General features: G+C 40.8%; 27 protein-coding genes. 20 read left to right on the top strand and 7 right to left on the bottom strand.

The features are described 5' to 3' along the window. Nucleotides 1-9: 9 nt before the first annotated feature. From KIH23_RS00830 to KIH23_RS00815, 4 genes are all read left to right on the top strand, one after another. Entirely contained in the window at nucleotides 10-498 is a 489-nt protein-coding gene (locus tag KIH23_RS00830; RefSeq protein ID WP_213210751.1) for a DUF6702 family protein, read from the top strand. A 73-nt stretch (nucleotides 499-571) separates the two neighbouring features. After that, the gene (locus KIH23_RS00825) at nucleotides 572-2815 is read left to right on the top strand and encodes a M1 family metallopeptidase (RefSeq protein WP_213210750.1); all 2244 of its coding nucleotides are present in this window, start codon (nucleotides 572-574) and stop codon (nucleotides 2813-2815) included. Nucleotides 2816-2885: 70 nt separating this feature from the next. Next, the gene (locus tag KIH23_RS00820; protein WP_213210749.1) at nucleotides 2886-3233 is read left to right on the top strand and encodes a twin-arginine translocase TatA/TatE family subunit; all 348 of its coding nucleotides are present in this window, start codon (nucleotides 2886-2888) and stop codon (nucleotides 3231-3233) included. Continuing rightward, nucleotides 3233-3787: a phosphatase PAP2 family protein gene (locus tag KIH23_RS00815; RefSeq protein ID WP_213210748.1), complete on the top strand. Its 555-nt coding sequence runs from the start codon at nucleotides 3233-3235 to the stop codon at nucleotides 3785-3787. The genes KIH23_RS00820 and KIH23_RS00815 overlap by 1 nt, the downstream gene beginning before the upstream one ends. Here KIH23_RS00815 and KIH23_RS00810 read toward each other — a convergent pair. Further along, nucleotides 3784-4425, bottom strand: coding sequence for an O-methyltransferase (locus tag KIH23_RS00810; RefSeq protein ID WP_213210747.1), 642 nt, complete (start codon nucleotides 4423-4425; stop codon nucleotides 3784-3786). The genes KIH23_RS00815 and KIH23_RS00810 overlap by 4 nt on opposite strands. Before the next feature lie 71 nt (nucleotides 4426-4496). Between KIH23_RS00810 and rlmN the strand changes: the two genes are divergently transcribed. Continuing rightward, nucleotides 4497-5540 carry a 23S rRNA (adenine(2503)-C(2))-methyltransferase RlmN gene (rlmN, locus tag KIH23_RS00805; RefSeq protein WP_213210746.1) on the top strand — a complete coding sequence of 348 codons (1044 nt, stop codon included), beginning with the start codon at nucleotides 4497-4499 and terminating at the stop codon, nucleotides 5538-5540. A gap of 50 nt (nucleotides 5541-5590) precedes the next feature. Here rlmN and KIH23_RS00800 read toward each other — a convergent pair whose 3' ends face one another. Further along, the gene (locus KIH23_RS00800; RefSeq protein WP_213210745.1) at nucleotides 5591-6484 is read right to left on the bottom strand and encodes a hypothetical protein; all 894 of its coding nucleotides are present in this window, start codon (nucleotides 6482-6484) and stop codon (nucleotides 5591-5593) included. Between the two features lie 125 nt (nucleotides 6485-6609). Between KIH23_RS00800 and KIH23_RS00795 the strand changes: the two genes are divergently transcribed. From KIH23_RS00795 to KIH23_RS00780, 4 genes are all read left to right on the top strand, one after another. Further along, a complete protein-coding gene (locus tag KIH23_RS00795; RefSeq protein ID WP_213210743.1) occupies nucleotides 6610-7587 on the top strand; it encodes a polyprenyl synthetase family protein in 978 nt (325 codons plus the stop codon). 140 nt (nucleotides 7588-7727) lie between these two features. Then, a complete protein-coding gene (locus tag KIH23_RS00790; RefSeq protein WP_213210742.1) occupies nucleotides 7728-8288 on the top strand; it encodes an RNA polymerase sigma factor in 561 nt (186 codons plus the stop codon). Then, complete coding sequence (locus tag KIH23_RS00785; protein WP_213210741.1) at nucleotides 8275-8997, top strand: hypothetical protein; 723 nt, start codon at nucleotides 8275-8277, stop codon at nucleotides 8995-8997. The genes KIH23_RS00790 and KIH23_RS00785 overlap by 14 nt, the downstream gene beginning before the upstream one ends. Before the next feature lie 16 nt (nucleotides 8998-9013). Beyond that, a complete protein-coding gene (locus KIH23_RS00780; RefSeq protein ID WP_213210739.1) occupies nucleotides 9014-10045 on the top strand; it encodes a hypothetical protein in 1032 nt (343 codons plus the stop codon). 21 nt (nucleotides 10046-10066) lie between these two features. On the opposite strand, the gene KIH23_RS00775 is transcribed toward KIH23_RS00780, so the two are convergent. After that, a complete protein-coding gene (locus KIH23_RS00775) occupies nucleotides 10067-10291 on the bottom strand; it encodes a hypothetical protein (protein WP_213210738.1) in 225 nt (74 codons plus the stop codon). Here KIH23_RS00775 and dnaG point away from each other — a divergent pair. After that, complete coding sequence (dnaG, locus tag KIH23_RS00770; RefSeq protein WP_213210737.1) at nucleotides 10272-12248, top strand: DNA primase; 1977 nt, start codon at nucleotides 10272-10274, stop codon at nucleotides 12246-12248. The two genes, KIH23_RS00775 and dnaG, sit on opposite strands and share 20 nt — an antisense overlap. On the opposite strand, the gene KIH23_RS00765 is transcribed toward dnaG, so the two are convergent. After that, nucleotides 12245-12874 carry a response regulator transcription factor gene (locus KIH23_RS00765; protein WP_213210736.1) on the bottom strand — a complete coding sequence of 210 codons (630 nt, stop codon included), beginning with the start codon at nucleotides 12872-12874 and terminating at the stop codon, nucleotides 12245-12247. The two genes, dnaG and KIH23_RS00765, sit on opposite strands and share 4 nt — an antisense overlap. A gap of 92 nt (nucleotides 12875-12966) precedes the next feature. After that, on the bottom strand, nucleotides 12967-13764 hold the full coding sequence (gene nadE / locus KIH23_RS00760; protein ID WP_213210735.1) for an NAD(+) synthase: 798 nt from the start codon (nucleotides 13762-13764) through the stop codon (nucleotides 12967-12969). 146 nt (nucleotides 13765-13910) lie between these two features. On the opposite strand from nadE, the gene gldB reads away from it, so the two are divergent. After that, nucleotides 13911-14876, top strand: a complete 966-nt coding sequence (gene gldB, locus KIH23_RS00755) for a gliding motility lipoprotein GldB (RefSeq protein ID WP_213210734.1) — start codon at nucleotides 13911-13913, stop codon at nucleotides 14874-14876. Then, entirely contained in the window at nucleotides 14869-15204 is a 336-nt protein-coding gene (gene gldC / locus KIH23_RS00750) for a gliding motility protein GldC (RefSeq protein WP_213210733.1), read from the top strand. Before gldB ends, gldC begins: the two co-directional genes overlap by 8 nt. A 6-nt stretch (nucleotides 15205-15210) precedes the next feature. Here the strand turns inward: gldC and yihA are convergent, their stop codons facing one another. Beyond that, nucleotides 15211-15828: a ribosome biogenesis GTP-binding protein YihA/YsxC gene (gene yihA / locus KIH23_RS00745; protein WP_213210732.1), complete on the bottom strand. Its 618-nt coding sequence runs from the start codon at nucleotides 15826-15828 to the stop codon at nucleotides 15211-15213. 47 nt (nucleotides 15829-15875) lie between these two features. Further along, nucleotides 15876-16640 (bottom strand): alpha/beta fold hydrolase, encoded by a 765-nt coding sequence (locus tag KIH23_RS00740; protein ID WP_213210731.1) that lies wholly within the window; start codon nucleotides 16638-16640, stop codon nucleotides 15876-15878. Between the two features lie 351 nt (nucleotides 16641-16991). On the opposite strand from KIH23_RS00740, the gene mraZ reads away from it, so the two are divergent. The 8 genes from mraZ (at nucleotide 16992) to KIH23_RS00700 (ending at nucleotide 26152) form a co-directional block, all read left to right on the top strand. Continuing rightward, entirely contained in the window at nucleotides 16992-17465 is a 474-nt protein-coding gene (mraZ, locus tag KIH23_RS00735; protein ID WP_213210730.1) for a division/cell wall cluster transcriptional repressor MraZ, read from the top strand. Next, complete coding sequence (gene rsmH, locus KIH23_RS00730) at nucleotides 17440-18354, top strand: 16S rRNA (cytosine(1402)-N(4))-methyltransferase RsmH (protein WP_213210729.1); 915 nt, start codon at nucleotides 17440-17442, stop codon at nucleotides 18352-18354. Before mraZ ends, rsmH begins: the two co-directional genes overlap by 26 nt. A gap of 6 nt (nucleotides 18355-18360) precedes the next feature. After that, the gene (locus KIH23_RS00725) at nucleotides 18361-18714 is read left to right on the top strand and encodes an FtsL-like putative cell division protein (protein ID WP_213210728.1); all 354 of its coding nucleotides are present in this window, start codon (nucleotides 18361-18363) and stop codon (nucleotides 18712-18714) included. Then, the gene (locus tag KIH23_RS00720) at nucleotides 18705-20729 is read left to right on the top strand and encodes a penicillin-binding protein (RefSeq protein ID WP_213210727.1); all 2025 of its coding nucleotides are present in this window, start codon (nucleotides 18705-18707) and stop codon (nucleotides 20727-20729) included. The genes KIH23_RS00725 and KIH23_RS00720 overlap by 10 nt, the downstream gene beginning before the upstream one ends. Further along, nucleotides 20726-22189 (top strand): UDP-N-acetylmuramoyl-L-alanyl-D-glutamate--2,6-diaminopimelate ligase, encoded by a 1464-nt coding sequence (locus KIH23_RS00715; protein WP_213210726.1) that lies wholly within the window; start codon nucleotides 20726-20728, stop codon nucleotides 22187-22189. Before KIH23_RS00720 ends, KIH23_RS00715 begins: the two co-directional genes overlap by 4 nt. Nucleotides 22190-22195: 6 nt before the next feature. Then, the gene (mraY, locus tag KIH23_RS00710; RefSeq protein ID WP_213210725.1) at nucleotides 22196-23422 is read left to right on the top strand and encodes a phospho-N-acetylmuramoyl-pentapeptide-transferase; all 1227 of its coding nucleotides are present in this window, start codon (nucleotides 22196-22198) and stop codon (nucleotides 23420-23422) included. Continuing rightward, on the top strand, nucleotides 23422-24756 hold the full coding sequence (murD, locus tag KIH23_RS00705) for a UDP-N-acetylmuramoyl-L-alanine--D-glutamate ligase (protein WP_213210724.1): 1335 nt from the start codon (nucleotides 23422-23424) through the stop codon (nucleotides 24754-24756). Before mraY ends, murD begins: the two co-directional genes overlap by 1 nt. A gap of 73 nt (nucleotides 24757-24829) precedes the next feature. Continuing rightward, nucleotides 24830-26152 carry an FtsW/RodA/SpoVE family cell cycle protein gene (locus KIH23_RS00700; RefSeq protein WP_213210723.1) on the top strand — a complete coding sequence of 441 codons (1323 nt, stop codon included), beginning with the start codon at nucleotides 24830-24832 and terminating at the stop codon, nucleotides 26150-26152. The last annotated feature ends 18 nt before the right edge of the window (nucleotides 26153-26170 follow it).

Here is a 26170-nt window from a genome sequence, read left to right as displayed (position 1 = left end):
TTGAGCCCAATGAAAAAGATAGTCGCTTTATTTTTGTTTTTGACTTTGTGCTCATTCGTGGCACATAAGTTTTATGTTTCTATCTATAAAATTGACTACAACGCAAAAAAGCAAAGACTTGAAATTACGACGCGTATTTTTATTGACGACCTCAATGCGGCCATCCAAAAAAACTACAAACAAAAAACTCATTTGGGCGAAACCACTGAATCTACACTTGATGAGCAACTCATGAATCGGTATTTGAGCGAACATTTTATCGTTTTTGTCAACGGAAAAAAGAGTATTTGCCAATATGTATCGCATGAATATCAAGACAATGTTTTGTTGGGTTATTACAAAATCAATGCAGTGCCCAAAATAACTTCGCTCAAAGTTCAGAATACGGCACTTTTAGAAATTTCAGATCAACAACAAAATATTATTCAGAGTCAATTAGGCGGTAAAAAACAAAGTTTGCTGCTCACGGCTGAAACCACCAGTGGACTGTTAAAATAAAATTGACCGGTAACAATTTTTAAAAAACAACTACTTTTATCTGGTTGTAATTAGCATACTTAAAACAAATTCTATGAAAAAACATCTTTTGATTGTCTTTTTGCTATCAATCATATCGGCTCCGATCAAGGCTCAAGAAACTCCAAAAGTCAAAGAAAAGGGGCATGTTGACGAAAATAAATTCCGTCAGATGTATGATTTGTTGGCCACGCCGAATAGCTACAGAACGGCTTCCGGCGCTCCGGGGCCGGAGTATTATCAGCAACAAGCCGATTATAAAATAGATGTTGAACTCGACGATAAAAACGCTCGTTTATTCGGAACCGAAACCATTACTTATACCAACAATGCTAAGGAATCATTGGATTATTTATGGTTGCAATTAGATCAAAACATTGCGGCACGCAGCTCGCAAACGCCTTTGGTTGAAAGTTCTAAAATGGATCCGTCGATCAGCGTAGCTGGTTTTTCAAGAAAATACTTGGAAGAAAAATTTGACGGTGGTTTCAGAATCGACTATGTCAAAGACGCCAAAGGCAATCCGATGTCCTATACCATCAATCACACCATGATGCGCATTAACTTGCAAAAACCATTGGCGCATGGCGAAAAAATCGTTTTGAACATCAAGTGGAATTACAACATCAATAATTATATGATTGATGGTGGACGCTCTGGTTATGAGCATTTTGCCGACGGAAATAACCTTTATGTTTTGGCGCAGTTTTATCCGCGCATGGCGGTTTATAATGATGTGGAAGGATGGCAGAATCAGCAATTCTGGGGCAGCGGAGAATTTGCTTTGACTTTCGGAAATTACGAAGTCAACATCACCGTTCCGGCCGATCACATCATGGAAGCCACCGGCGTTTTACAAAACCGCGCTGAGGTTTATACACCAGAACAACTCAAACGTTATACTGAGGCCGAAAACTCGTTTGAAAAACCAGTGGTTGTGGTAACTCAAGCCGAAGCCATGGCTGCCGAGAAAGGTTTTTCAACCCAAAAGAAAACCTGGAAATTCAAGGCCGAAAACGTGCGTGATTTTGGTATTTCAACCTCGCGAAAATTTATCCTTGATGCCATGGCCGTTGAAATTGGCGGTAAGAAAATCATGGCCGTTTCAGTATATCCCAAAGAAGGCAATCCGCTCTGGGAAAACTATTCAACACGAGCGGTGGCGCATACTTTAAAAAGCTATTCAAAATATACTTTTGATTTTCCGTATCCGAAAGCGGTTTCAGTGAATGCGCAAGATCAAGGCATGGAATACCCGATGATTTGCTGGAATTTCGGGCGACCACAAGCCGATGGAACTTATTCAGATCGCGTCAAATACGGCATGTTGGGCGTGATTATTCATGAGGTCGGGCATAACTTTTTTCCGATGATTGTCAATTCAGATGAGCGTCAATGGACTTGGATGGACGAAGGGCTCAATACCTTTATGGAATATTTAGCTGAGCAGTCATTTGATCCGAACTTTCCGGCTGATCGCGGTCCGGCCAAGAAAATTGTTCCGTATATGAGCGGTGATCAATCGAAATTAGAGCCCATCATGACCAACTCAGAAAGCATCAAACAATTTGGCAACAACGCCTACGGAAAACCGGCTGCCGGTCTCAACATTTTGCGTGAAACCATTATGGGACACGATTTGTTTGATTATGCTTTTAGAACTTATTCATCGCGCTGGAAGTTCAAACATCCAACTCCGGATGATTTTTTCAGAACGATGGAAGACGCTTCAGGTGTTGATTTGGATTGGTTTTTTAGAGGATGGTTTTTCACTACTGATTATACTGACATTGGCATTAAACAAGTTCAGCAATATTTTGTGAGCAATGATCCGCCTAAAGATTTCAAAGCGCCTGAAGTTACGCGTCGCAACCGTCTCAAAGCCAGCGGCCCGCTTGTGTATATGATTGCTGATGCGAGCCCTGATTTTAAACCTGAGATGAAAAAACCACTCAATATTGCCAGCATTACTTCTTTGGATGAATTTGTCAAAACCAAGTTTACGGCTGAAGAACAGGCAAAGCTCGATGCTCCGAAATATTTCTATCAAGTGACTTTTGACAAGCCCGGAGGTTTGGTGATGCCCATTATTGTTCAGCTAACGTTTGACGATGGAACCACTGAGGATTACAAATTCCCGGCGCAAATTTGGCGTATGAATGATGCCGAAGTGAGCCGCGTGTTTGCTAGTAAAAAAGCTATTTCAAAAATTCAGGTTGATCCTAAAGAAGAAACCGCTGATATTGATGTAACCAACAACGTTTGGCCCAAACAAGAAGTCAAATCAAAATTTGATTAACATTTAATTAGTCAACCCAAGTCGTGTAGCAAACACTTAAGTTTGTACATTTGCCACAAAATAATTGATTATGTTTGGTATTGGAGGCGGTGAATTAATTTTCATCATGTTTGTAGCTCTGATGTTGTTCGGAACGGATAAAATTCCTGAAATCGCCCGTAATTTGGGGAAGATTATGGCGCAACTCAAAAATGCCACCAACGATATCAAAAGTGAAATCCAGAAAGGAGCTCAAGCCAACGGATTAGACAAAACTTTTGAAGAATTGCACGGAAATTTTACCGGACTTACCCAAGATATTGAAACCGAAGTCAACAAAGCCAAAACCCAAATGTTGACCGAAACTGCACAAACCCAAAATGAAGTGGCCCAGAGCCTCGAAGATATCCCAGAAGGCCCGATAAAACGTCAAAGATAATGTTGGAAAAAATCATTGCGCTCGATAAAAAAGCTTTTGTATTGCTTAATTCATTGGGCTCAGAAAAATACGATGGTTTCTGGCTCATGATTACCAAGCAATGGACTTGGATTCCTTTTTTCTTGTTGTTGTTTTATTTGTTGCAAAAAAAAATCGGCTGGCGCAACCTCGGAATCGGCATGGTATATATTGCGATTCTCATGTTTTTATGTGACCAATCGGCTAATTTATTCAAAGTTACTTTTGAGCGACTCAGACCTTGCAACGATCCTGAAATAAAAGATTTGATTCGCGTAGTGAAACCCAGCGTAACGTTTAGTTTCTTTTCAGCGCATGCGGCCAATTCTATGGCTTCGATGGTTTTTGTGTATGGCTTGCTCAAGCGATACTACAAATTGGGATTTTTGATTTTCTTATTTCCGCTCATTTTTGCGTACAGCCGCATCTATCTCGGGGTTCATTTTCCGGGAGATATTTTGTTCGGATATTTATTTGGGGGCGTTTTCGGAGGTTTGCTCTCAAAACACTATTTCAAAAAATACTTTCAAGCTTAAAGCACACGACTCACCGTAAGTCCGTCGCGAATCGGCAGCAAAACGGTTTCAACCCGCGGATCATTTTTGAGGTGTTCATTATAGGCCATCAGCGCTTTAGTGCTTCGGTCGTTGTCTTTGAGGGGTTCTAAAACTTTACCGCTCCAGAGTACATTGTCTGATAAAATCACACCGCCTTGATTCATTTTGGGCAAAATCAATTCGTAATAATTTTGATAATTCTCTTTGTCGGCATCAATAAAAACCAAATCAAATGTATCGGTCAGGTTTGGAATGATTTCGGTGGCTGGCCCCAAATGCTGCACAATTTGTTTGCCCCAAGGCGATTGGTCAAAATATTTGCGCTGAAAACCCACGAGTTCATCTTTGATATCAATGGTGTGTAAAACGCCGTCTGCTGTCATTCCTTCGCACAAACACAAAGCTGAGTAACCAGTATAGGTGCCAATTTCAAGAATGTTTTTCGGGCGAATGAGTTTAGACAACATACTCAAAACGCGACCTTGAAAATGACCGCTGAGCATGCGTGGGCTTAAAATTTTTAAGTGGGTTTCGCGGTTGAGCGCCGCTAATAATTCGGGTTCGTTTTCAGAATGTCTTTCAACGTAATCTTCGAGTTCTTCTGATAGGAAGTGCATGGCTGAATATTTTCTCAAAGTTATCAAATTATCTCAGAGTCAAATCGGGTAAATTCAATTAAATTTGCCGCATGCAAATCGATAAAAAAGATATCCGCGCTTTGTCAAAACAGCAACTGCGCGATTTTTTTACCGCTCAAGGCGATCAGTCTTTTCGCGGAAACCAAGTCTATGAATGGCTCTGGAGCAAAGGCGCGCACCGTTTTGACGACATGACCAATTTGTCAAAAAACACACGTCAAATGCTCGAAGATAATTTTGTCATCAACCATATTCACGTGGATCAAATGCAGCGCAGTGAAGACGGCACGGTTAAAAATGCTTTGCGATTGCATGATGGTTTAATCGTTGAATCAGTTTTGATTCCAACCGAAACCCGCACTACCGCTTGTGTATCTAGTCAAGTGGGTTGTAGTTTGGATTGCAACTTTTGCGCCACAGCTCGACTCAAACGCATGCGCAATCTGAACCCGGACGAAATTTACGATCAAGTGGTTTCAATTGACAAAGAAAGCAGATTTTATCACGGTAGGCCGCTTTCAAATATTGTTTTTATGGGTATGGGCGAACCGCTGATGAACTATAATAACGTTTTGAGCGCGATTGAAATGATTACTTCTGAGGAAGGTTTGGGCATGTCACCCAAACGCATTACGGTGTCAACCTCAGGAATTTCAAAGATGATTAAAAAGATGGCCGACGATGGAGTAAAATTCAAATTGGCGGTATCATTACATTCGGCGGTAGAAGAAATCCGAAACGAGATTATGCCATTTACCAAGAATTTTCCGCTGACTGATTTGCGTAAAGCTCTTGAATATTGGTATCAAAAAACCAAAAGTCGTGTGACTTATGAATATGTGGTTTGGAAAGGTATTAATGACGATGCAAAATCCATCGAGGCTTTGGTCAAATTTTGCAAATATGTGCCTTGTAAAGTTAATCTAATTGAATACAACCCTATTGATGATGGAATGTTTCAACAAGCTGATGAAAAAACGATCAATGCATACATTCGCGCTTTAGAGTCTAATGATATTGTGGCCAAAGTACGGCGCAGTCGAGGTAAAGACATCGATGCCGCATGCGGTCAGTTGGCCAATAAAGAAGCATAAAAAAACGCTCCCGATTTTGAGAGCGTTTTTTGTTTTTATTTCTAGCAAGATTAGTTGCCAATTATAATAGTGTATGAATTTCCATTGACTGTGTACGTTGCAATGTTATCGCACTCTCCATCGCCATAATCAAGTGTGGCTGTTCTTGTATTTCTCTGAAAAGTAATTACACCTTGAACAATAAGTGGTTTGTTTTGTTGGATACAACTCATTTTTACTATGAGTGGAGTTGTAATCGTACTGGTTTTTACACTTGCATTTGGAAATGTGTTGGTCCAATTTCCGGTTACAGAATATACATTATCACTCAAATCACCGTTTCCATAACCTTCAATAATTTCTCTGGTTCTGGTTCCGGTTCGGTGAATCACACGTCCATCAGGAAAAGTCGCATCTAAATCCATATTCATTACTACCACCGGATGACTTGGCGATGTTGCTGTAGCATCTGTCATGGTTCTGGTAAAAGTTTTATTTCCGGTAAATTTTACAGCGTTGTGGTAGAAATTATCAAATTGATAATTGATGGTTTGTGGATTTGCGCCCGGTTGGTAGGTAAAAGTGATGATGATTTTGCCTTTAAGGATATTTCCGTTGTTCATTGTGCAACCAGTAGTTCCAAAATCAATGGTTTTCGTCACTTGAGTTCCGGGAGTAATTGTTTCTCCAAATGCGGGAATCCGCGTTACTGTTGCACAAGAAGGTAAGTTTGATGTTAGAGCTGATGATTCTGCACTTCGCCCTGCAGCACTACTTTGTGTTGCATCAAATTGGGCTTCAACAATATCAGAAACATCATCATTGGCGATATCCATTTTTGAATTGAGTTTGGCTTCATCTGCACTAAAGTCAGCAGCTGATGCACTGCTCTTAGAATCGTCTTTACTACAAGCTGTAACCATCAATGTTAGCACAGCTCCCATCATTAAAAATCTTGTTTTCATAATCTCGTCGTTTTTAAGTTTGCCTTTTGACTGAACACTTTTAAAAGAGTTTAATTCAAATGTAAAAAAATATAAAATATTGCATTGCGCCTCAATTACTTTTATAAGTATCTTTGGGCTTCTGTATGAATATTACCGCACAAATAAAGCAGCCCATTCAGTCCGAAATGGAACTTTTCGAGAAGAAGTTCTATGAATCGATGAGCTCTCAGGTGGCATTGCTCAATCGTATTACTTATTATATTGTTAACCGAAAGGGCAAACAAATGCGCCCGATGTTTGTGTTTCTCACGGCCAAAATGCTTAGTGGCGGAACCGTAAACGAACGCACTTATCGCGGAGCTTCGGTCATCGAGCTGATTCACACAGCAACTTTGGTTCATGATGATGTGGTAGATGACAGCAATCGCCGTCGCGGATTTTTCTCGATCAATGCGCTTTGGAAAAACAAAATTGCGGTTTTGGTGGGCGATTATTTGCTTTCAAAAGGTTTGTTGCTTTCTATTGATCATGGTGATTTTGATTTGCTGCGCATTATATCAGTCGCTGTGCGCGAAATGAGTGAAGGTGAATTGCTCCAAATAGAAAAAGCCCGCAGATTAGACATTGTTGAATCAGTTTATTACGATATCATCCGAAAAAAAACAGCTACTTTAATTGCTTCGTGTTGTGCTTTAGGCGCCCGTTCAGTAGTTGATAACGATGATGAAGTTGAAAACATGCGTCATTTTGGCGAACTCATCGGAATGGCTTTTCAAATCAAAGACGATTTGTTTGATTATACTGACGATGCCATCGGAAAGCCCACCGGCATTGACATCAAAGAGCAAAAAATGACTTTGCCCTTGATTTATACGCTCAACAACTGTTCAAAAGATGAGAAATCTTGGTTGATTAATTCAATCAAAAACCACAACAAAGACAAAAAGCGCATCAAAGAAGTGATTGCATTGGTCAAAAACAAAAACGGATTGGCTTATGCCGAACAAAAAATGCTCGATTTTCAGCTGCAAGCACTCGCTTTGTTAGAAAAATATCCCGATTCTGACTATAAAAAAGCTTTGATCCTCATGGTCAACTATGTTATTGAAAGAAAAATTTAATTTTTTTAAATTCAAAAACATTTAAAAATCAGATAGTTAAAAAATATTTTCATTTTTTTAGCTTCTTTTTTTTCACTTCATGCAACCCTTTTTCACCTAAGCGCGTCTATGCTTATAGAAACACATGCTAAAAACAGGTTTTGAAAGTAATTGATTTACATCAGCAAGAAAAGCAAACCATTGCACTGGCCATTGACAACAACCGTCAGGCACAGCACTTGATTTACAACAAGTATGCTGCTAAAATGTTGGGCGTTTGTCGTCAATACATTAAAGATGTGCATTTGGCCGAAGATGTTCTGATTACTGCTTTTATGAAGGTTTTTACCAACCTCAAAAATTTTGAACACAAAGGCAGTTTTGAAGGATGGATTCGCCGAATTATGATTCACGAATGTATTTCGTTTATCCGAGCTCACAAAAAAGTTAGTTTTATGGATGATGAATCTTATCACGAAGAAACTTTTAATGAAATCGACAGCCAATTCACCGTTGACGAACTTCAGTTTTTAATTGATGCTTTGCCCGACGGATATAAAATGATTTTCAATTTATACGCCATTGAAGGTTACAAACACCATGAAATTGCCACCATGCTCAACATCAGCGAAGGCACCTCAAAATCACAATTGTCGCATGCCCGAAGAATACTTCAGGAAAACATCCACCAATTAAAATCCAATCAAAATGGAACCAAATAAAAAATTAGAAAAGCAACTGAAAGAAAAAATGCAGACGCGCGAAATTCAACCGAGTCCGGTCGCTTGGGATCGCTTAGACGCCATGCTTACGGTTGCCGAAGAAAAGAAATCCGGATTTAATCATCAATGGCTGTACATCGCTGCCGCTTTGATTGGTTTTTTAGCCATTGCTTATGTTTTTCTCAGCAATCCAACACCAGCGGTAGATGCACCCAGAAATGAAGTAGTTGATCAAAGCACACTGCCGATTCAACCCGCATCAGATTCTATAACACAACCTTCTCTCGAGCCTCAAAAAATAGAGGTTGTTGAGCCGTCTTTTCAAAACAAACAACAATCGGTAGCTCAGAATCATAGTTCTCAAAACCGCCAATCGAAATCTATTCAAGAAAAATCAATACCACAAAAATCAGCCGCAGAAACACAATCAATCGCTCAGGAGTCATCAATCAATCATCAAAAAACAGAATCAATTAATCAGACTTTACCCGAAAAAAATGCTGTCCATCCAGAGTTAGCGTTGGCCAATGTTGAAGTTAAAATTCAAACCTCGACCATCAAAGTCAATGCTTCTAATTTACTCTCAAAAGTTGATGGTGAACTCCAACTTTCTTTTCGTGAAAAAGTCATCAAGGGCATCAACAAAAACTATCAAAACGTCAAAGTGGCATTAGCCAACCGAAATCAAGAAACAAACATCAATCAATAATTAAAAATCAATCATCATGAGAAGTTTTACTTTTTACCTTACAGGAATCTTACTTTTGTGCATCAACTTAATCTTTGCACAAGAAACTTTTGAATCACGCGCAAAAAGCATTGCCAACAAAATTTCAGTCATCACCAAAGAAGAAAAAGAAGCCCTAAAAGTTGAGGTCGAGGCCATCAACGAAGAACTCGCCAAAGGCCAAATTACCCAAGAACAAGCCGATCAAAAGAAAATTCAATTGGCCGATACGCGCGCCAAAAATATTGAAAACCGCGTAGCTTCAGCCCAAAACGAACTCCGAGATTTAGTTCAAGAAAAAGTTGATGGCAAACTCCAAGAAAGCGATTCAACCCGGACATTTGTCATCCGATTAAAATCAAAAAAATACAAAATAAACGATTATAATGAACGCAGAACCACTTCGCAATTTGTCTTTGCCTTCGGACTCAATAACTTGGTTACTAATGGCGCTGTAGCTAATTCTGACTTCAGATACTGGGGATCGCATTTTTACGAATGGGGCATCACCTACAACACACGCATCTTCAAAAACAACAATTTATTGCACGCCAAATATGGTTTGTCGCTCATGTACAACAATTTGCGCCCTACTGAGAATCGCTATTTTGTTGAGTCTGGCAACCAAACCAATTTGGTCAATAGCCCGCAACATTTAGATGATTCGCGTTTTAGAAACGTATATTTGGTAGCGCCGTTTCATTTAGAATTTGATTTTTCAGGCCAGAAAACCAAAGACGGAAAAACTACTTTTCAAACACACAAAAGCGTGCGCGTCGGTTTGGGTGGCTATGTGGGTGGAAACATCAAATCAAAACAAATTCTTTGCTATGAAGATGCCAGTGGCAACGATGTGCGTAGCCGAACTCGCGGCGATTTCAATGTCAACGATTTCATTTACGGCGCCAGCGCTTATATCGGCTACAGAGAACTCAGCTTGTACGCCAAATATGACCTCAATCCGCTGTTTCGCAACAATGCCATTGATCAACGCAACGTATCGCTCGGCTTGCGATTTGACTTCAATTAGTATGTTTCAGTTAGATTATATTTAGGTTGAAAAGCGTTTCTGTTTCAGAGGCGCTTTTTTTATTTTTTTGAAGCTATTTCCTGCCATTCGCTGTATCTTTTTCAAAGCTGCTCCTATGCTGCGCGGCGGTTCAGCCTTAAAAAAGGATGCCGCTGCTGTCAGGGCTAAAGTATGCCGAAACATTCCTGAAACTTTGTACCTTTGGCCACACGCAAAATTTTTTGACTTGATCTCAAAATCATCCATTGATACCGTTTTTGAAACCGCCCGCGTTGAGGAGGTCATTGGTGATTTTGTACAACTCAAACGCGCCGGAAGCAATTACAAAGGATTAAGCCCGTTCTCGAATGAGCGCTCACCTTCGTTTATGGTTTCACCGGCCAAACAAATCTGGAAAGATTTCAGCTCGGGCAAAGGTGGCAATGCCGTGGCTTTCTTAATGGAACACGAGCATTTTACCTATCCAGAAGCCATTCGCTATTTAGCCAAAAAATACAACATTGAGCTCGAAGAAACCGAGCAAACCCAAGAAGACAAAGCCCAAGCCGATGCGCGCGAGAGTATGTTTTTGGTTTCTGAGTTTGCGCGTGATTACTTTCACCAAACACTTTTACAAACCGAAGAAGGCAAAGCCATTGGTTTGAGTTATTTTAGAGAGCGAGGTTTTACCGATGAATCCATCAAAAAATTCTCGTTGGGTTATTCGCCTGAAAAACGCGATGCTTTTTCGCAAGAAGCTTTGGCCAAAGGTTATCAGCAAACGTTTATTGAAAGCGTAGGCCTTACCATTGTGCGTGATGAAGGCGGATTGCTCGATCGATTCCGAGGTCGGGTTATGTTCCCGATTCACAGTATGTCGGGTCGCGTGTTGGGCTTTGGCGGACGCATCTTGGGCAACGATAAAAAAGTCGCCAAATATCTCAACTCACCCGAGAGTGATATTTACCACAAAAGCAAAGTACTGTACGGCATTTTTCAAGCCAAACAAGCCATCGCTAAATTTGACAATTGTTATTTGGTCGAAGGTTATACCGATGTGATTCAGTTTCACCAAAGTGGTATTGAAAACGTCGTGGCATCGTCCGGAACCGCATTAACGCCCGATCAAATTAGGCTTGTCAATCGACTCACCAAAAACATTACGGTTCTTTATGATGGTGATGCGGCCGGTTTGCGTGCATCCATCCGCGGAATTGATTTGATTCTTGAAGAAGGTATGAATGTGCGCGTTTGTACTTTTCCTGAAGGTGAAGACCCCGACAGTTTTGCGCGCAAAAACTCTTATGATGATTTGGTGGCTTATCTCGAGCAAAATGCCAAAGATTTTATTCAGTTCAAGGCTTCGCTTTTGATGAAAGAAGCCAACAGTGATCCCATCAAAAAGGCCGATTTGATCCGCGATATGGTGGCGAGTATTTCTAAAATACCTGACCGAATCAAACGCGAAATTTACATTCAAGAATGTGCGCGCATCATGGATATTTCAGAGCAAGTACTGGTGAGTACATTGGCTCAACTGGTTCAAAAAGATTTGTCTGAAGCCGGAAAGAAAATCCGTCAAGAGCAAAAAGCTTTTGAAGTAGTCAAGAATGAAACGCCTGAGCAAGTTGCAGTTGTTGATGTCTTGTATGAGCTTGAACGCAAAATCATAGAAATCCTGCTTCTATACGGAAATACCGAAGAAGAATTTGAAGATTTAGTCCTCAAAACCAGTGAAGACGGCGAAATTGAAACGGCTCTTGAAAAACGAACGCTCAAGGTTTTTCAATATGTCTATTTGAGCCTGCAAGAAGACGAAATCGAACTCGGTAACCCATTGTTTAGAGACATTTTTAAAAACCTAACCGATTATTTTCACCAAGCCGATGAGTTCCAAATGGATCAATATTTAACCCATTTAGAACCCGAAATGGCTTCGGTGATTACCGATATTCTAATGCTTGAAGAGCAATTTTCTCTTCACAATTGGGAGTCAAAGCAAATCATAGTTAAACTTAAAGACCAAACCATTGCGCAATATGTTTCTGAAACCATACTCACTTTACGGTGGTATTTGGTCAACAGAATTATTGACGAATTAAAAGACAATATAAGCCAAGAACCTGATGCCGATAACTCAGAAACTCTAGCTATGGCAACAGATTATTACAAGCTGATTCACTCGTTTTCTAAAAGACTCGGAAGAGTGCTTTCTCGCTACTAAACAATCTCAAGTGTTCTCGCCTTGTTGACTAGATCAACCAAGTTGGTCACATTGAGTTTGGTTAACAACCGCAGTTTGTATGTACTGATGGTTTTTTCGTTGAGTCCGAGAATCGAAGAAATTTCATTGTTTTTCTTACCGTTGCTCAGATAACGCAAAACCTCAATTTCGCGGTTAGAAAGCTTTCGATACAAACGCTCGCTTTTGTTTTGTTTGGCAATCAGCGCCAAGTTGCGTTTAATCGAGTCATTCAAAATCGTTTGCCCTTGGTGTACCTTCATAATGGCGATACCCAAAGTTTCAATTTTAGCAGTTTTATGTACATAACCAGCTACACCTGCTTTAATGGCATTTGGAGCGTAGATCTGTTCAGAATAACTGCTAAAAACAATGATTTTGGTTTTTGGATAATGCTTGATAATGGCTTTAAGTTCATACAAACTTGAAAGTCCGTCAAGATCAAGGTCTAGGATGAGGACATCAATTTCTCTAGAGTACAGAACGTCTTTGACCATAGAGAAATTACCAACATTTGCTACGATGCCGATATCCGAGTGGTCTTTGAAATAGGATTTGATTCCAAAGTGTACCGCCGGATAATTATCGGCTAAACAAACTTTAATCATAATAAGTGGTGTTTAAGAGGGATTGTTTAATTTGCCCCTAAACTAGTTAAAAAAAACTAAAATCCTTGTTTTTTTTTATAAATTGATAAAAACTAACGAACAACCAAACATACCGGTATAGGATTCATTTTGTGTAGGTTATTTCTATGTAATTTGCTGTAAATGTCAAAAACTTCTCTTTCTCTGCCCGAAAAATCTTCACTTTTTTTACCTTCTTCAGAAGCTAGCATAGCCCATTCAAGTTCATCATAACTAGCACCTAATTGGTCTTCATCGGTTCGGTCGTCGCCAAACAAACCATCGGTAGGGGCAGCGTTCAAGATTGATTCCGGAACTCCTAAATGAGCGCCCAAAGCATAAACATCAGATTTCATCAAATCAGCAATCGGACTCAAATCAACTCCGCCATCGCCATATTTAGTGTAAAAGCCCACGCCAAAATCTTCGACTTTGTTTCCGGTTCCGGCTACCAGTAAACCGTGAATGCCCGCTATGTAGTATAAAGTAGTCATGCGCAAACGCGCGCGCGAATTGGCCAGCGATAAATTCAGTTTAGCCTCGTCAGTACTCTCGGGAATTTGCTGCTTAAAACTTTCAAAAACCGGCGTTAAATCAACCTCGGTACGTTCGACATTGGCAAAGCGTTTTTGCAATTGCTCAATATGCTCACGGCCGCGTGAAACTTGACTCTCAGCTTGATGAATCGGCATTTCAACACAAATTACCTTCAGGCCGGTTTGAGCACACAAGCTTGAGGTTACGGCCGAGTCAATTCCGCCAGAAATACCTACTACAAAACCCGCTACTCGAGCAGTTTCGGCATAGGTTTTAAGCCAGTTTACAATGTGTTCGTTGGTTGCCGCAATGTCAAGAGTGGTTTTTTTATGCATTTTTTCAGAAAATTTATTCAAGTGCCATGTATCTTTGCAAAAGTAAAAATTATTTGAAGCTATTCCTGCTGTCTGCTGTATCTTTTCCCTGTTTGAGAAACAGGCAAAAGGATGCCGCGACCATCAGGGCTAATTTGTCCTCGTTTATGAAAAAACATTTGTGGATGTTGATGATTTTGAGTTTGGCCTTCGGGGGTTGCGACAAAAAATCCAAAGTTGAAAAAGCCGTTGAAGCCATTCCGGTTCAGCTTAAAGTGCATCGTTTTGAAAAAGCTTTTTTTGGCGCCAATGCCCAAACTTTGCTACAAGTCAAGCAAGAATATCCGTTCTTTTTTCCGCCGGAGAATGATGACCGTGTTTGGTTAGACAAAATTCAAAATCCGCAATGGCGCGAACTGTACAGCGAAGTTGAAAAGCGTTATGGTGATTTTAGCGCGCAAACTCAGCAAACCGAAGATTTGTTCAAACACATCAAATATTATTTTCCAAAAACTAAGTTGCCACAAGTATACACCATCATTGCCGAGATGGATTATCAGACCAAGATTGTCTATACGCGTGACAAACTCATCATTCCGTTAGAGTTGTATTTAGGGCGCAATCATCGTTTTTACGAATTTCCTGAATATTTAAAAGAAGGTTTTGAGCCTCGACAAATGATGCCCGATGTTGTAACTGCTTTTTCGCGAACCCAAGTTCCGCCGCCGGATAATGCCACTTTTATCGCTCAGCTTATTTACGAAGGGAAAATGCTTTATTTAAAAGATATATTGCTTCCGGATTATACAGATGCTGAACGAATCGGATATTCTGCACAACAACAAAAATGGTGTCAAGAAAACGAGGCCTATGTTTGGCGTTATTTAATTGAGCGCGATATGTTGTACAGTACAGAGCAAAAATTGTTGTCGCGCTTTGTAAATCCTGCTCCGTTCTCAAAATTTTATCTTGAAATTGACAACGAATCACCCGGACGAATCGGTGCTTGGATCGGCTGGCAAATCGTTCGTTCCTATATGAAAAGCAATGATGTTTCGCTGCAAACCATGCTCGTGACTGATGCCAAACAAATTTTTGAACAATCCCACTACAAACCCAAAAAAGATGAGTAATTCTATGACATCTGAAATAAAAGTAAAGGTAACCTTAGATGAGAACCGCATTCCTGAAAAACTAACATGGACTGCCCGAGATGGCGGTGTTGAAGCCGAAGAGTCCAAAGCGGTTTTGCTCTCCATTTGGGATCATAAAGCTAAAGAAACCATGCGTATTGACCTCTGGACCAAAGATATGCCAGTGGATGAAATGAAACAGTTTTTTCATCAAACTTTGGTAGCCATGACCGATACTTTTCAACGAGCTACCGGCGATGAAAAAATGGCGGCAACCATGAAAGACTTCTGTGATTATTTTGCTGAGAAACTAGAACTCATCAAATAGATTTATCTAGAATATTTGGTTTTTAAAAAAGTCTTGATTGATTTGGTCTATCAACTCCAAAATAGATTCTTTTCCGGTGTTTTCAAGTGATGAGGTTACAAAATACTGCGGCATTTCAGCCCAGTTGTTGGCCAACATTTTCTTTTGGTAAGCAGCAATATTGGCGCTGATTTTTGAACGCCCAATTTTGTCGGCTTTGGTAAAAATAATCATAAACGGAATTTCAGATTCAGCCAAATATTCCATGAATTCTAAGTCAATTTTTTGTGCTTCGTGGCGAATATCAATCAAGACAAAAGCACAAACGAGTTGCTGTCTTTTTTCAAAATAATCGGTGATAAATTGCTGAAAGATTGCTTTGGTTTGTTTTGAAACACGCGCATATCCGTAACCTGGTAAATCTACCAGAAACCAATTTTGATTGATTTTAAAATGATTGATGAGTTGTGTTTTTCCGGGTCTGGCCGAGGTTTTAGCCAAATTTTTGTGGTTAGTCAGCATGTTGATGAGCGACGATTTTCCCACGTTTGATCGGCCAATAAAAGCGTACTCCGGCAAGGGTTCGTTCGGACATTTTTCAGGTTGTGAATTGCTGATGATGAATTCGGCTGAGGTTATTTTCATGAGATTTTGTCAATAAAAAAGCCCTCGATTAAAAGGACTTTAGCGTTTTATAAATGTACTTCTTGAAGCCATTCGTGCAACAATCGGTTAAATTCATCCGGATGCTCCATCATAGCAGCGTGACCGCATTTGTCAATCCAATAAAGCGATGAATTAGGCATCAATTTGTTGAATTCTTCAGCTACTTCGGGCGGAGTCACTTGGTCATTTTTCCCCCAAATAATACAGGTTTTTACGTGCATTTTTGGCAAATCTTTGGCCATGTTATGACGAATCGCGCTTTTGGCAATGGTGAGGGTTTTAAGAACTTTAATTCGGTCATTCACCACAGCAAAAACTTCATCAACAATTTCTTTAGAAGCAATTTTAGGGTCATAAAAAACAGCTTCCGCTTTCTTTTTGATGTATTCGTAATCTCCGCGTTTAGGGTAACTGTCGCCCATGGCGCTTTCGTACAACCCTGAACTGCCGGTAATCACCAATCCGGCTACTTTTTCAGGATACATTTTACAGTGGTATAAAGCAATGTGCCCGCCCAATGAATTTCCTAAAAGAATCACCCTTTCAAAACCCTTGAATGTAATAAAGTCTTTAACATATTTGGCAAATGCTTTGACGTTTGTTTTGAGGATGTTTTGCGTATAAATCGGAAGCTCCGGGATGACAATTTTGTATCCTTTGTCTGAAAAATAATGAGTCACTCCATCAAAGTTGCTCAAGCCGCCCATTAATCCGTGCAGAATAACAATAGGTGTTCCTTCGCCAGCTTCAAAATATGTGTATCGCCCTTCTTTTTTTAGGTTGTGATTCATGTATCAGTTTTGCATTTATGTCGGGCAAATATATAAAGAATATCCAAGCTTATGGGTATAAAAATCAAATTCAAAGCCGAAGGTTGAGTTCATTATTTGGGTTAGGCCATCTAAAAGCATTTTCAAAATAATGCTTTGACTTTTTGTTAATCTATTTTCAAAAATTCTGCATTCAGATATAAAAGTATTGATTTCTTAACAAATTGTCAAAGAACTTGTTGTGGGCTTGTGGTTTGATTTTTCTCAAAACGCTGCCATAAGTGGTAAAACTTATCAACAAAGTGGTATTTTGTGGTAAAATGTGGTATTTTATTTTATATTTTTGCCTCTAAACATTTTAAAACCATTTTCTTGAACTCATTCATCGGAACATACGAGTGTAAAGTTGACGCCAAAGGCAGGCTTCTTTTGCCTTTGCCGCTCAAAAAGCAGCTCTCTGTTGTTTTGCAAGATGGTTTTGTTTTAAAGCGTTCGGTTTTTCAGCCTTGTCTTGAGTTGTACCCTATGCAAGAATGGAATGCCATGATGCAAAAAGTCAACAAACTCAATCGTTTCGTCAAAAAAAACAATGACTTCATTCGACGTTTTACCGCTGGAGTAAAAGTGGTTGAAATGGACAATTTGGGTCGTTTACTTATTCCTAAAGATTTGGTGATTTTTTCTCAGATATCAAAAGATGTTGTGCTTTCGTCTGCGGTGAACATCATCGAGATTTGGGATAAAGATTTATATGAAAAAGCCATCGATGATTCAGTGGTTGATTTTGCTGATTTGGCTGAAGATGTTATGGGGCAGGTAAATGAAGACGATCATGGAATATCATAATCCTGTATTGCTGCATCCAACGGTTGATGGGCTCAATATCAAACCCGACGGAGTTTATGTCGATGTGACTTTTGGCGGTGGCGGACATTCGCGTGAGATTCTCAAAAGACTCGGCCCGAACGGAAAACTATTTGCATTTGATCAAGATGAAGACGCGCTTGAGAACGCATTAAAAGACGAGAGATTTGAACTCATTCATGAGAATTTCAGATATATCAAAAGGTTCTTACGATTTCACGGCATCAAACAAGTCGACGGTATTCTGGCTGATTTAGGTGTTTCATCGCATCAATTTGATGTGGCAGAGCGCGGTTTTTCAACCCGATTTGAAGCCAAACTTGACATGCGCATGAGTCGCAAAAACGAGATCAGCGCTTATCAGGTAGTGAATATGTATGATGCAGCAGGGTTAACTAGAATTTTGCTTGAATACGGCGAACTCAAAAGCGCACCGGCTATGGCCAGAACCATCATCGAGGCGCGCGAACAAAAGCCTATTCAAAATACCGAGCAGCTCAAAACGGTTCTGAGTCGTTTTTTACCGGCACACAAAAGCAATAAAATCTTGGCTCAGATTTATCAAGCCATTCGCATAGAAGTCAACCAAGAAATGGAAGTTTTGAAAGAGTTTTTAGAACAGTCTTTAGAGATTCTTCATCCCGGCGGACGATTGAGCGTAATATCCTATCACTCGCTTGAAGATCGATTGGTGAAGCGATTCATGCGCAACGGAATGTTCGAAGGCGAGCCAGAACGTGACTTTTTCGGACGATTTACGGTTCCGTTTAAAATTGTCGAAAAACTGATTGTCCCAGATCAGCAAGAAATTGAAATCAACAACCGAGCGCGAAGTGCCAAACTCAGAGTTGCCGAGAAGTTGTCGTTATAAAAGAATATGAAAACCGGAGTGTACAGCATTTTAAAAGCTAGGTTTCTGATCAATGAAGAAGCCAATGCGGCCAAAAATTGGCGGTTCATAGTTTTTTTAATTATTCTGGCGATTCTAATGATAGCCAACACCCAGAGCTACGAGCAAAAAGTGTTCAAAATTGTTGCCTTGACCGGAGAAGTCAAAGAACTTCGCTCCGAGTTTGTTGATCGCAGATCAGAGCTTATGCAACTCAAAATGGAATCAACCGTCGCTTCAGAAATGGAAGCGCGAAAAATATATCCGGCTTCTGTTCCGCCGGTAAAAATTAAAGTTAAAAAAGAGCAAGAGAAAAGTTTCTTTCAAAGATTATGGCAGTAGAAGACAAAAACATATCGTATCGTATGTATTTAGTGGCCTTTGCTATTTTTATGATGGCGGTAGCTGTCACTTTCAAGCTGACCAAAATTCAGTGGAGTGAAGGCGAATACTACCGAAAACTCGCCAAAGAGCGCACGGTTAAAAACTTTGTGATTCCTGCCAATAAAGGTAATATCTATTCTGCCGATGGAAGTTTGCTCGCTACCTCTATTCCTAAATATACCATTCGCTTTGATGCCGTTGCGCCCAAAACCGAAGCTTTTGACAAAAACGTTCGTTCCTTGGCAGACTCACTTGGTAAATTGCTCAAAAAATCTTCCGGAGAATTATACAACAACCTCAGAAAAGCACGTGCCAACAAAAGCCGTTATTTTTTAGTGGCTCGTGATTTAAGCTATACCGATTACATGAAAATCAAAGGATTTCCGCTGTTTAATTTGGGCGCTTACAAAGGTGGAATGATTACCGAGCAAAAAACCGTTCGCGAGCATCCCATCGGAAAAATCGCCGAGCGAACCATTGGCTATGAGCGTAAAACACCTAACGGAAGCTTAGACGGAAAAGGCATCGAATGGGCATTTCGTCAATACCTCAACGGAAAAGACGGCAAAGTGCTCAAGCAAAAAATCGCCAAAGGTCAGTGGAAACCCATCCGTGATGTCAATGAAGTTGAGCCGCAAGATGGTTACGATGTGATTTCAACCATTGATGTCTACATTCAAGATATTGCACACCATGCTTTGCTTAAACAATTGCGACAATACAACGCCGATCATGGCTGCGTGGTGGTTATGGAAACCAAAACCGGAAAAGTAAAAGCGATTTCAAATTTGGGCAAAAATCCAGCGAGTGCAAATAAAGCGGCTGATAGCACTTATTTTGAAACCACTAATTATGCTATTGCCGAGTCACACGAACCGGGTTCAACCTACAAGTTGGCCGATTTAATGGCTTTGCTCGAAGATAAAAAAATCGATACGAGTGCTGTGTTTGACAGCTATGGGGGAATCATTACTTATTCAGGCAAAAAAGTGCGCGATTCGCACGAAGGTGGATATGGTAGAATTTCATTGGCGCGCGGTTTTGAAGTTTCGTCCAATACCGTTTTGGTGCAAGCGGTATACAATAGCTATAAGAGCGAACCCGAAAAATTTGTCAATCACCTCAATAATTTCGGACTCAACAAACCATTAGGGTTGCCGATTAAAGGCGAGGGCATACCTTATATTCCGCAACCGGATAGCCCACGTTGGAGCGCTATTTCACTTCCGTGGATGGCGTTTGGCTATGGAGTATCAATCACTCCGTTACAAACGTTGGCTTTCTATAATGCAGTAGCCAACAACGGTGAAATGGTCAAACCGCAGTTTGTTTCAGAAATTAAAGAATGGAACAAAACCATTAAAAAATTCAACAAAGAAGTCATCAATCCGCGTGTATGCTCACAAGAAACTATTGACAAGCTCAAAGCTGTAATGCAAAATGTGGTCAAAAAAGGAACGGGTTCAAAGTTGTATTCTAAAGATTTCTCGATGGCCGGAAAAACCGGAACCGCTCAAGCCAATTATGCCAAAAATGGTGGAACCGAAAAGCATTACATCTCGTCTTTTGTAGGTTATTTTCCTGCCGATGATCCGAAGTATTCATGTATTGTTGTGGTACATGAACCCAATACTTCTAACAATAATTATTACGGAGCCGATGTAGCCGGTCCGGTGTTCAAACGCATTGCGCAAAAAATATTTACTGATGCACCATCAATGAATGAAATCAAAAATCTAAATCAAAAAAATCCGCAACAAGAAAAAAGCTACTCAAAATATTACAGCAAAGTTCAGAATACTAAAAATATCATTCCCAATGTCAAAGGAATGCCTGGGATGGATGCGATTGCATTACTTGGAAATTTAGGGTTAAATATTAGAGTTAAAGGGACTGGAAAAGTCAAATCGCAATCCATCCAACCCGGGCAAATTTTTACCAAAAAGACAACCATTTTACTCGAATTATCGTGATTGTTTTAAAAGACATATTATATAAAGTGCCAATCGAGGCGGTTAAAGGCAGCACTGAAGTTCAAATCAATCAAATTGATTTTGATTCCAGAAAAATGTCTGCGGGCGATGTTTTTGTAGCAATTCGCGGAAGCCTTTCTGACGGACATAACTACATTTCCAAAGCCATTGCTGACGGTGCGGTTGCCGTTATTTGTGATACATTGCCCGAGCAAATTCAAGAGCATATTACTTATGTTCAAGTTAAAGATACCAATTTGGCTTTGGCCTTTATGGCGGCTAATTTTTTCGGACATCCATCCAAAGAATTAAAGCTCGTGGGCATTACCGGAACCAACGGAAAAACCACCATCGCTTCATTGTTGTATCAGATGTTTGGCAAAGCCGGTTATGCCTGCGGGTTGCTTTCGACGGTAAAAATTATGGTCAATCAAACCGAATACAAAGCTACGCATACCACACCTGATTCACTCACCATCAACAAATATCTGCGCATGATGGCTGATGCCGGCGTGACCTATTGCTTTATGGAAGTCAGTTCACACGGCGTACACCAAAAACGCACCGATGCTTTGCATTTTGCCGGAGGTGTGTTTACGAATCTTTCGCATGATCACTTAGATTATCACCCAACTTTTGCCGAATACCGCGATGTTAAGAAATCATTTTTTGATCATTTGCCTCAGACTGCTTTTGCTTTGACCAATCTCGATGATAAAAACGGCAGCTTGATGTTGCAAAACACTTCGGCACACAAACGCACTTATGCACTTAAAACCTACGCTGATTATCGCGCGCAAATTCTTGAAAGCCAAATGTCGGGTTTGCTGCTTAAAATCAATGACCAAGAAGTTTGGGTGCGACTCATCGGAACTTTTAATGCCTATAATTTACTGGCCATTTACGGAACTGCGATTGAATTGGGCATGGAACCGCTCGAAGCTTTGCGCTTGTTGTCTGAGTTAGAGAGTGTTTCGGGTCGTTTTCAATATATTGTTTCAAATCAAAAAATCACCGCCATTGTTGATTATGCGCATACACCGGATGCTCTTGAAAATGTGCTCAAAACCATCAATGATATCCGCACCAACAACGAACAACTCATTACTCTTGTAGGTTGTGGTGGTGACCGCGACAAAACCAAACGTCCGATGATGGCGCACATTGCTTCGTCAATGAGTGATAAAGCGATTATTACTTCTGATAATCCGCGCACCGAAGATCCGCAAGCCATCATTGCTGATATGGAAAAAGGTGTCGAGGCTCAGAACTTCAAAAAAACGATGTCGATTACTGATCGCAAACAAGCCATTCAAGCGGCTTGCCAGCTCGCTCAGCCCGGAGATATCATCCTTATTGCCGGTAAAGGGCATGAAACCTATCAAGAAATTCAAGGCGTTCGTTATGATTTTGACGATATGCAAATCGTGACCGAACTATTAAATCAACTGCAAAAATAACAAGCCATGCTATACTATTTATTTGAATATCTCGATAAAACGCTCAACATTCCCGGTACTGGAGTTTTTCAATACATCACGTTTCGTTCGGCAGTGGCTGTGTTGCTTTCGTTGACGCTTTCAACCATTTACGGTAAACGCATCATTGGCTTTTTACGCAATCAGCAAGTAGGTGAAACCGTGCGTGAATTGGGTTTGGCCGGACAAAACGAAAAAGCAGGAACACCTACCATGGGCGGACTCATCATTATTATGGCGACTTTGATTCCGGTGTTTTTACTCACCAAACTCAACAATATTTACATCATTTTGCTGATTGTTACCACGCTTTGGATGGGCACCATCGGCTTCATTGACGATTATATCAAGATTTTCAAAAAAGACAAACAAGGGCTCAAAGGTATTTTTAAAGTGATTGGTCAAGTTGGTCTGGGTTTGATTGTAGGTTCGGTTTTGTATTTGCATCCGGGTGTAACCTTGCGCAAAGAAAGTCCGAATACCATCACGCTCAAGCAAGCAGAGAATGTGATTTCGCAAATGCCAGTTGATGAAAAATCTACCGCTACGACTATTCCGTTCTTTAAAAACAACGAATTTGACTATGCCGAATTGCTTTCGTGGATGGGCGATGACTACGAAAATTATGCTTGGATTATTTTTATTCCGATTGTGATTTTCATCATCACAGCCGTATCCAACGGAGCCAACCTCACCGACGGAATTGACGGGCTCGCAGCCGGAACCTCGGCCATATCGGTGCTCGCACTGGGCATTTTTACGTTCGTATCAGGGAACGTGATTTTCTCGAGCTATCTCAATATCATGTACATCCCAAACTCGGGCGAAATGACGGTTTTTATTGCCTCATTCGTAGGAGCTTTGGTGGGTTTTCTGTGGTATAATTCATATCCGGCCTCAGTATTCATGGGCGATACCGGAAGTTTAACCATAGGCGGTGTGATTGCTGTTTTGGCCATTTCGGTGCGCAAAGAGTTGCTGATTCCGCTGTTGTGCGGGATATTCTTGGTCGAGAATTTTTCGGTGGTGCTTCAAGTGAGTTATTTCAAATACACCAAAAAACGATTTGGCGAAGGCAGACGCATCTTTCTGATGTCGCCTTTGCATCATCACTACCAGAAAAAAGGCTACCACGAAAGTAAAATTGTAACCCGATTCTGGATTGTCGGCATATTGCTCGCCATCTTATCCATAGTGACTTTAAAACTCAGATAATGCAGCGGCTCGTGGTACTCGGCGGAGGCGAAAGCGGTGTGGGAACCGCCATCCTCGGAAAACAAAAAGGATACGATGTTTTTGTATCTGATTTTGGCAAGATTAAAAATCATTACAAAGAAGTTCTTACGCTTAACGGAATCAAATGGGAAGAAGAAACCCATACCGAAAAAAAGATATTGAATGCCGATGTGGTCATGAAAAGCCCCGGAATTCCAGACAAATCACCCATGGTCAAAAAGCTGCATGAGCACAAGATTCCGGTGATTTCAGAGATTGAATTCGCGGCGCCTTTCACCCAGGCGATCACCATCGGAATCACAGGCAGCAATGGCAAAACCACCACGACGATGCTTACCTATCATCTGCTTAAATCGGCAGGACTCAATGTAGGTTTGGGCGGCAACATCGGAAAAAGTTTTGCTTGGCAAGTGGCCGAAAACCAATACGATTATTACGTGTTGGAGCTCAGTAGTTTTCAGCTTGACGGCATCATTCACTACCGACCCGATGTAGCCATCATTACCAACATCAGTCCGGATCATTTAGACCGATATGAGTATAAGTATGAAAATTACATCGCATCAAAATTTAGAATTACCATGAACCAAACGCCTGAGGATTATCTCATTTATGATGCAGACGATGAAGCCTCAGTAAACTGGTTAAAACAAAACAAAACGAATGCTCAATTAATTCCTTTTTCACTCACGCAAAAGTTTGACAAAGGAGCTTATCTAAACCAAAACAAAATGGAAGTAAACATCAACGAAGAAGAGTTCATCATGGAGACCGAGTCAATGGCGCTCGAAGGAAAGCACAATGTCAAAAACGCCATGGCTGCTACATCGGTAGCCAAACTGATGAAAATCCGCAAGGAAACCATTCGCGAGAGTCTCTCCAATTTTCAAGGCGTTGAACACCGTTTAGAAAAAGTGCTCAAAATTCAAAACGTGCAGTACATCAACGATTCAAAAGCCACCAATGTAAACGCGACTTTTTTTGCCCTTGACAGCATGACTTCGCCAACGGTTTGGATTGTGGGCGGTGTTGACAAAGGCAACGATTACTCAGAACTCATGTCGCTCGTGCACGAAAAAGTCAAAGCAATCATTTGTTTGGGGGTTGACAACAAAAAAATCATCGATGCTTTTGGCAACGTGGTTGATGTGATGGTCGAAGTTGACTCCATGAGCGCGGCTGTAAAAATGGCACAGCGCTTGGCCGAAAAGGGCGACAACGTATTGCTGTCACCTGCATGCGCGAGTTTTGATTTATTCGAAAATTACGAAGACCGCGGACGTCAATTTAAATACGCGGTTCAGAATTTATAAGAAAAAAGATCGCTGCGCTGTAAGAAAAAAGACCGCTGCGCTACAAGACTGATAACTTTCATAATCGTCAACCATGCTTGAACTCATTAAAAATCTCAAAGGAGACAAAGTCATCTGGACCTTCGTGGCCCTATTGGCGCTGTTTTCGTTTATGCCGGTTTTTAGCGCCAGTAGTAACTTGGCGTATATGGGTCACGGCACCGGAAATACGTTGGGTTATTTAGTCAAACATTTTGCCCACATCTGTATTGGTTTTTTGATTATTTATTGGGTACACAAAGTTCCTTATCACTATTTCAGGGCTATATCATTGGCAGCTATGCCTTTGGTATGGGTGTTATTGGCCTATACACTCGTCAAAGGAACCGTCATTGCCGGAGCCAATGCGAGTCGTTGGATTCAAGTTCCGTTTGTTGGAATTACCTTTCAAACTTCAACTTTGGCGTTTATCGTGCTCATGGTTTTTGTGGCGCGCTATCTGTCCAAGAAGCGAGAAGAACCGATTACTTTTAAAAACTCACTTTGGGAACTCTGGACTCCAGTATTTTTTACTTTAGGACTGATTTTGCCGGCCAACTTTTCAACGGCCGCGCTCATGTTCTCCATGGTATTGATGCTCACTTTTGTGGGGCAATATCCGCTTAAATATATTGGTCTTATTGTCGGTGCCGGCGTATTGGCTTTGGCCTTTTTTGTTTTGGTCAGCAAAGCCTTTCCCGATGCCAAATTCTTCAATCGAGTTAAAACCTGGGAAAGCCGTTTAGAAAACTTTACCACCGACAAACCCGATGAAGACGATTATCAAATTGAGAAAGCCAAAATTGCCATAGCCTCGGGCGGAATTCAAGGTTTAGGCCCGGGCAAAAGCGTACAGAAAAACTTCTTGCCGCAATCATCATCCGATTTCATTTTTGCCATCATTGTTGAAGAATATGGTCTTATTGGCGGACTGACCGTTTTATCGTTGTATTTGTTGTTGTTCTTCCGATTTATCGTGGCGGCGCATAAAGCCAATACTTTGTTTGGTAAATTGGTTGTAGTTGGTTTGGGTTTTCCAATCGTCTTTCAGGCGCTCATCAACATGGCCGTGGCGGTAGAACTATTGCCGGTTACCGGACAGACTTTGCCGCTCATCAGCAGCGGAGGAAGTTCTATATGGATGACTTGCATCTCTATTGGAATCATCATTGGAGTCACCAAAAAAGAAGAAGAAATCGCTCAAGAATTAGACGAGAAGAAACGCCGCGAAGAAACCCTTAAACGCATGATTGACGCACAAATTGAACGCGAAGAAATTGCAGAACGCGCCTTGCGTGAAATGGAGCTCGCGCAAGAACACGGACATTCAATAACCGACGAATCTAATCCGATGGATGCGGTTCGCGGAAAAAAATAACATCATCAGCAAACCAAC

Source organism: Flavobacterium sp. CYK-55 (assembly GCF_018413465.1).
GTDB lineage: Bacteria > Bacteroidota > Bacteroidia > Flavobacteriales > Flavobacteriaceae > Flavobacterium.
Note: the sequence above shows the minus strand (reverse complement) of the source record. Positions and strands in the feature narration are given on the sequence as shown.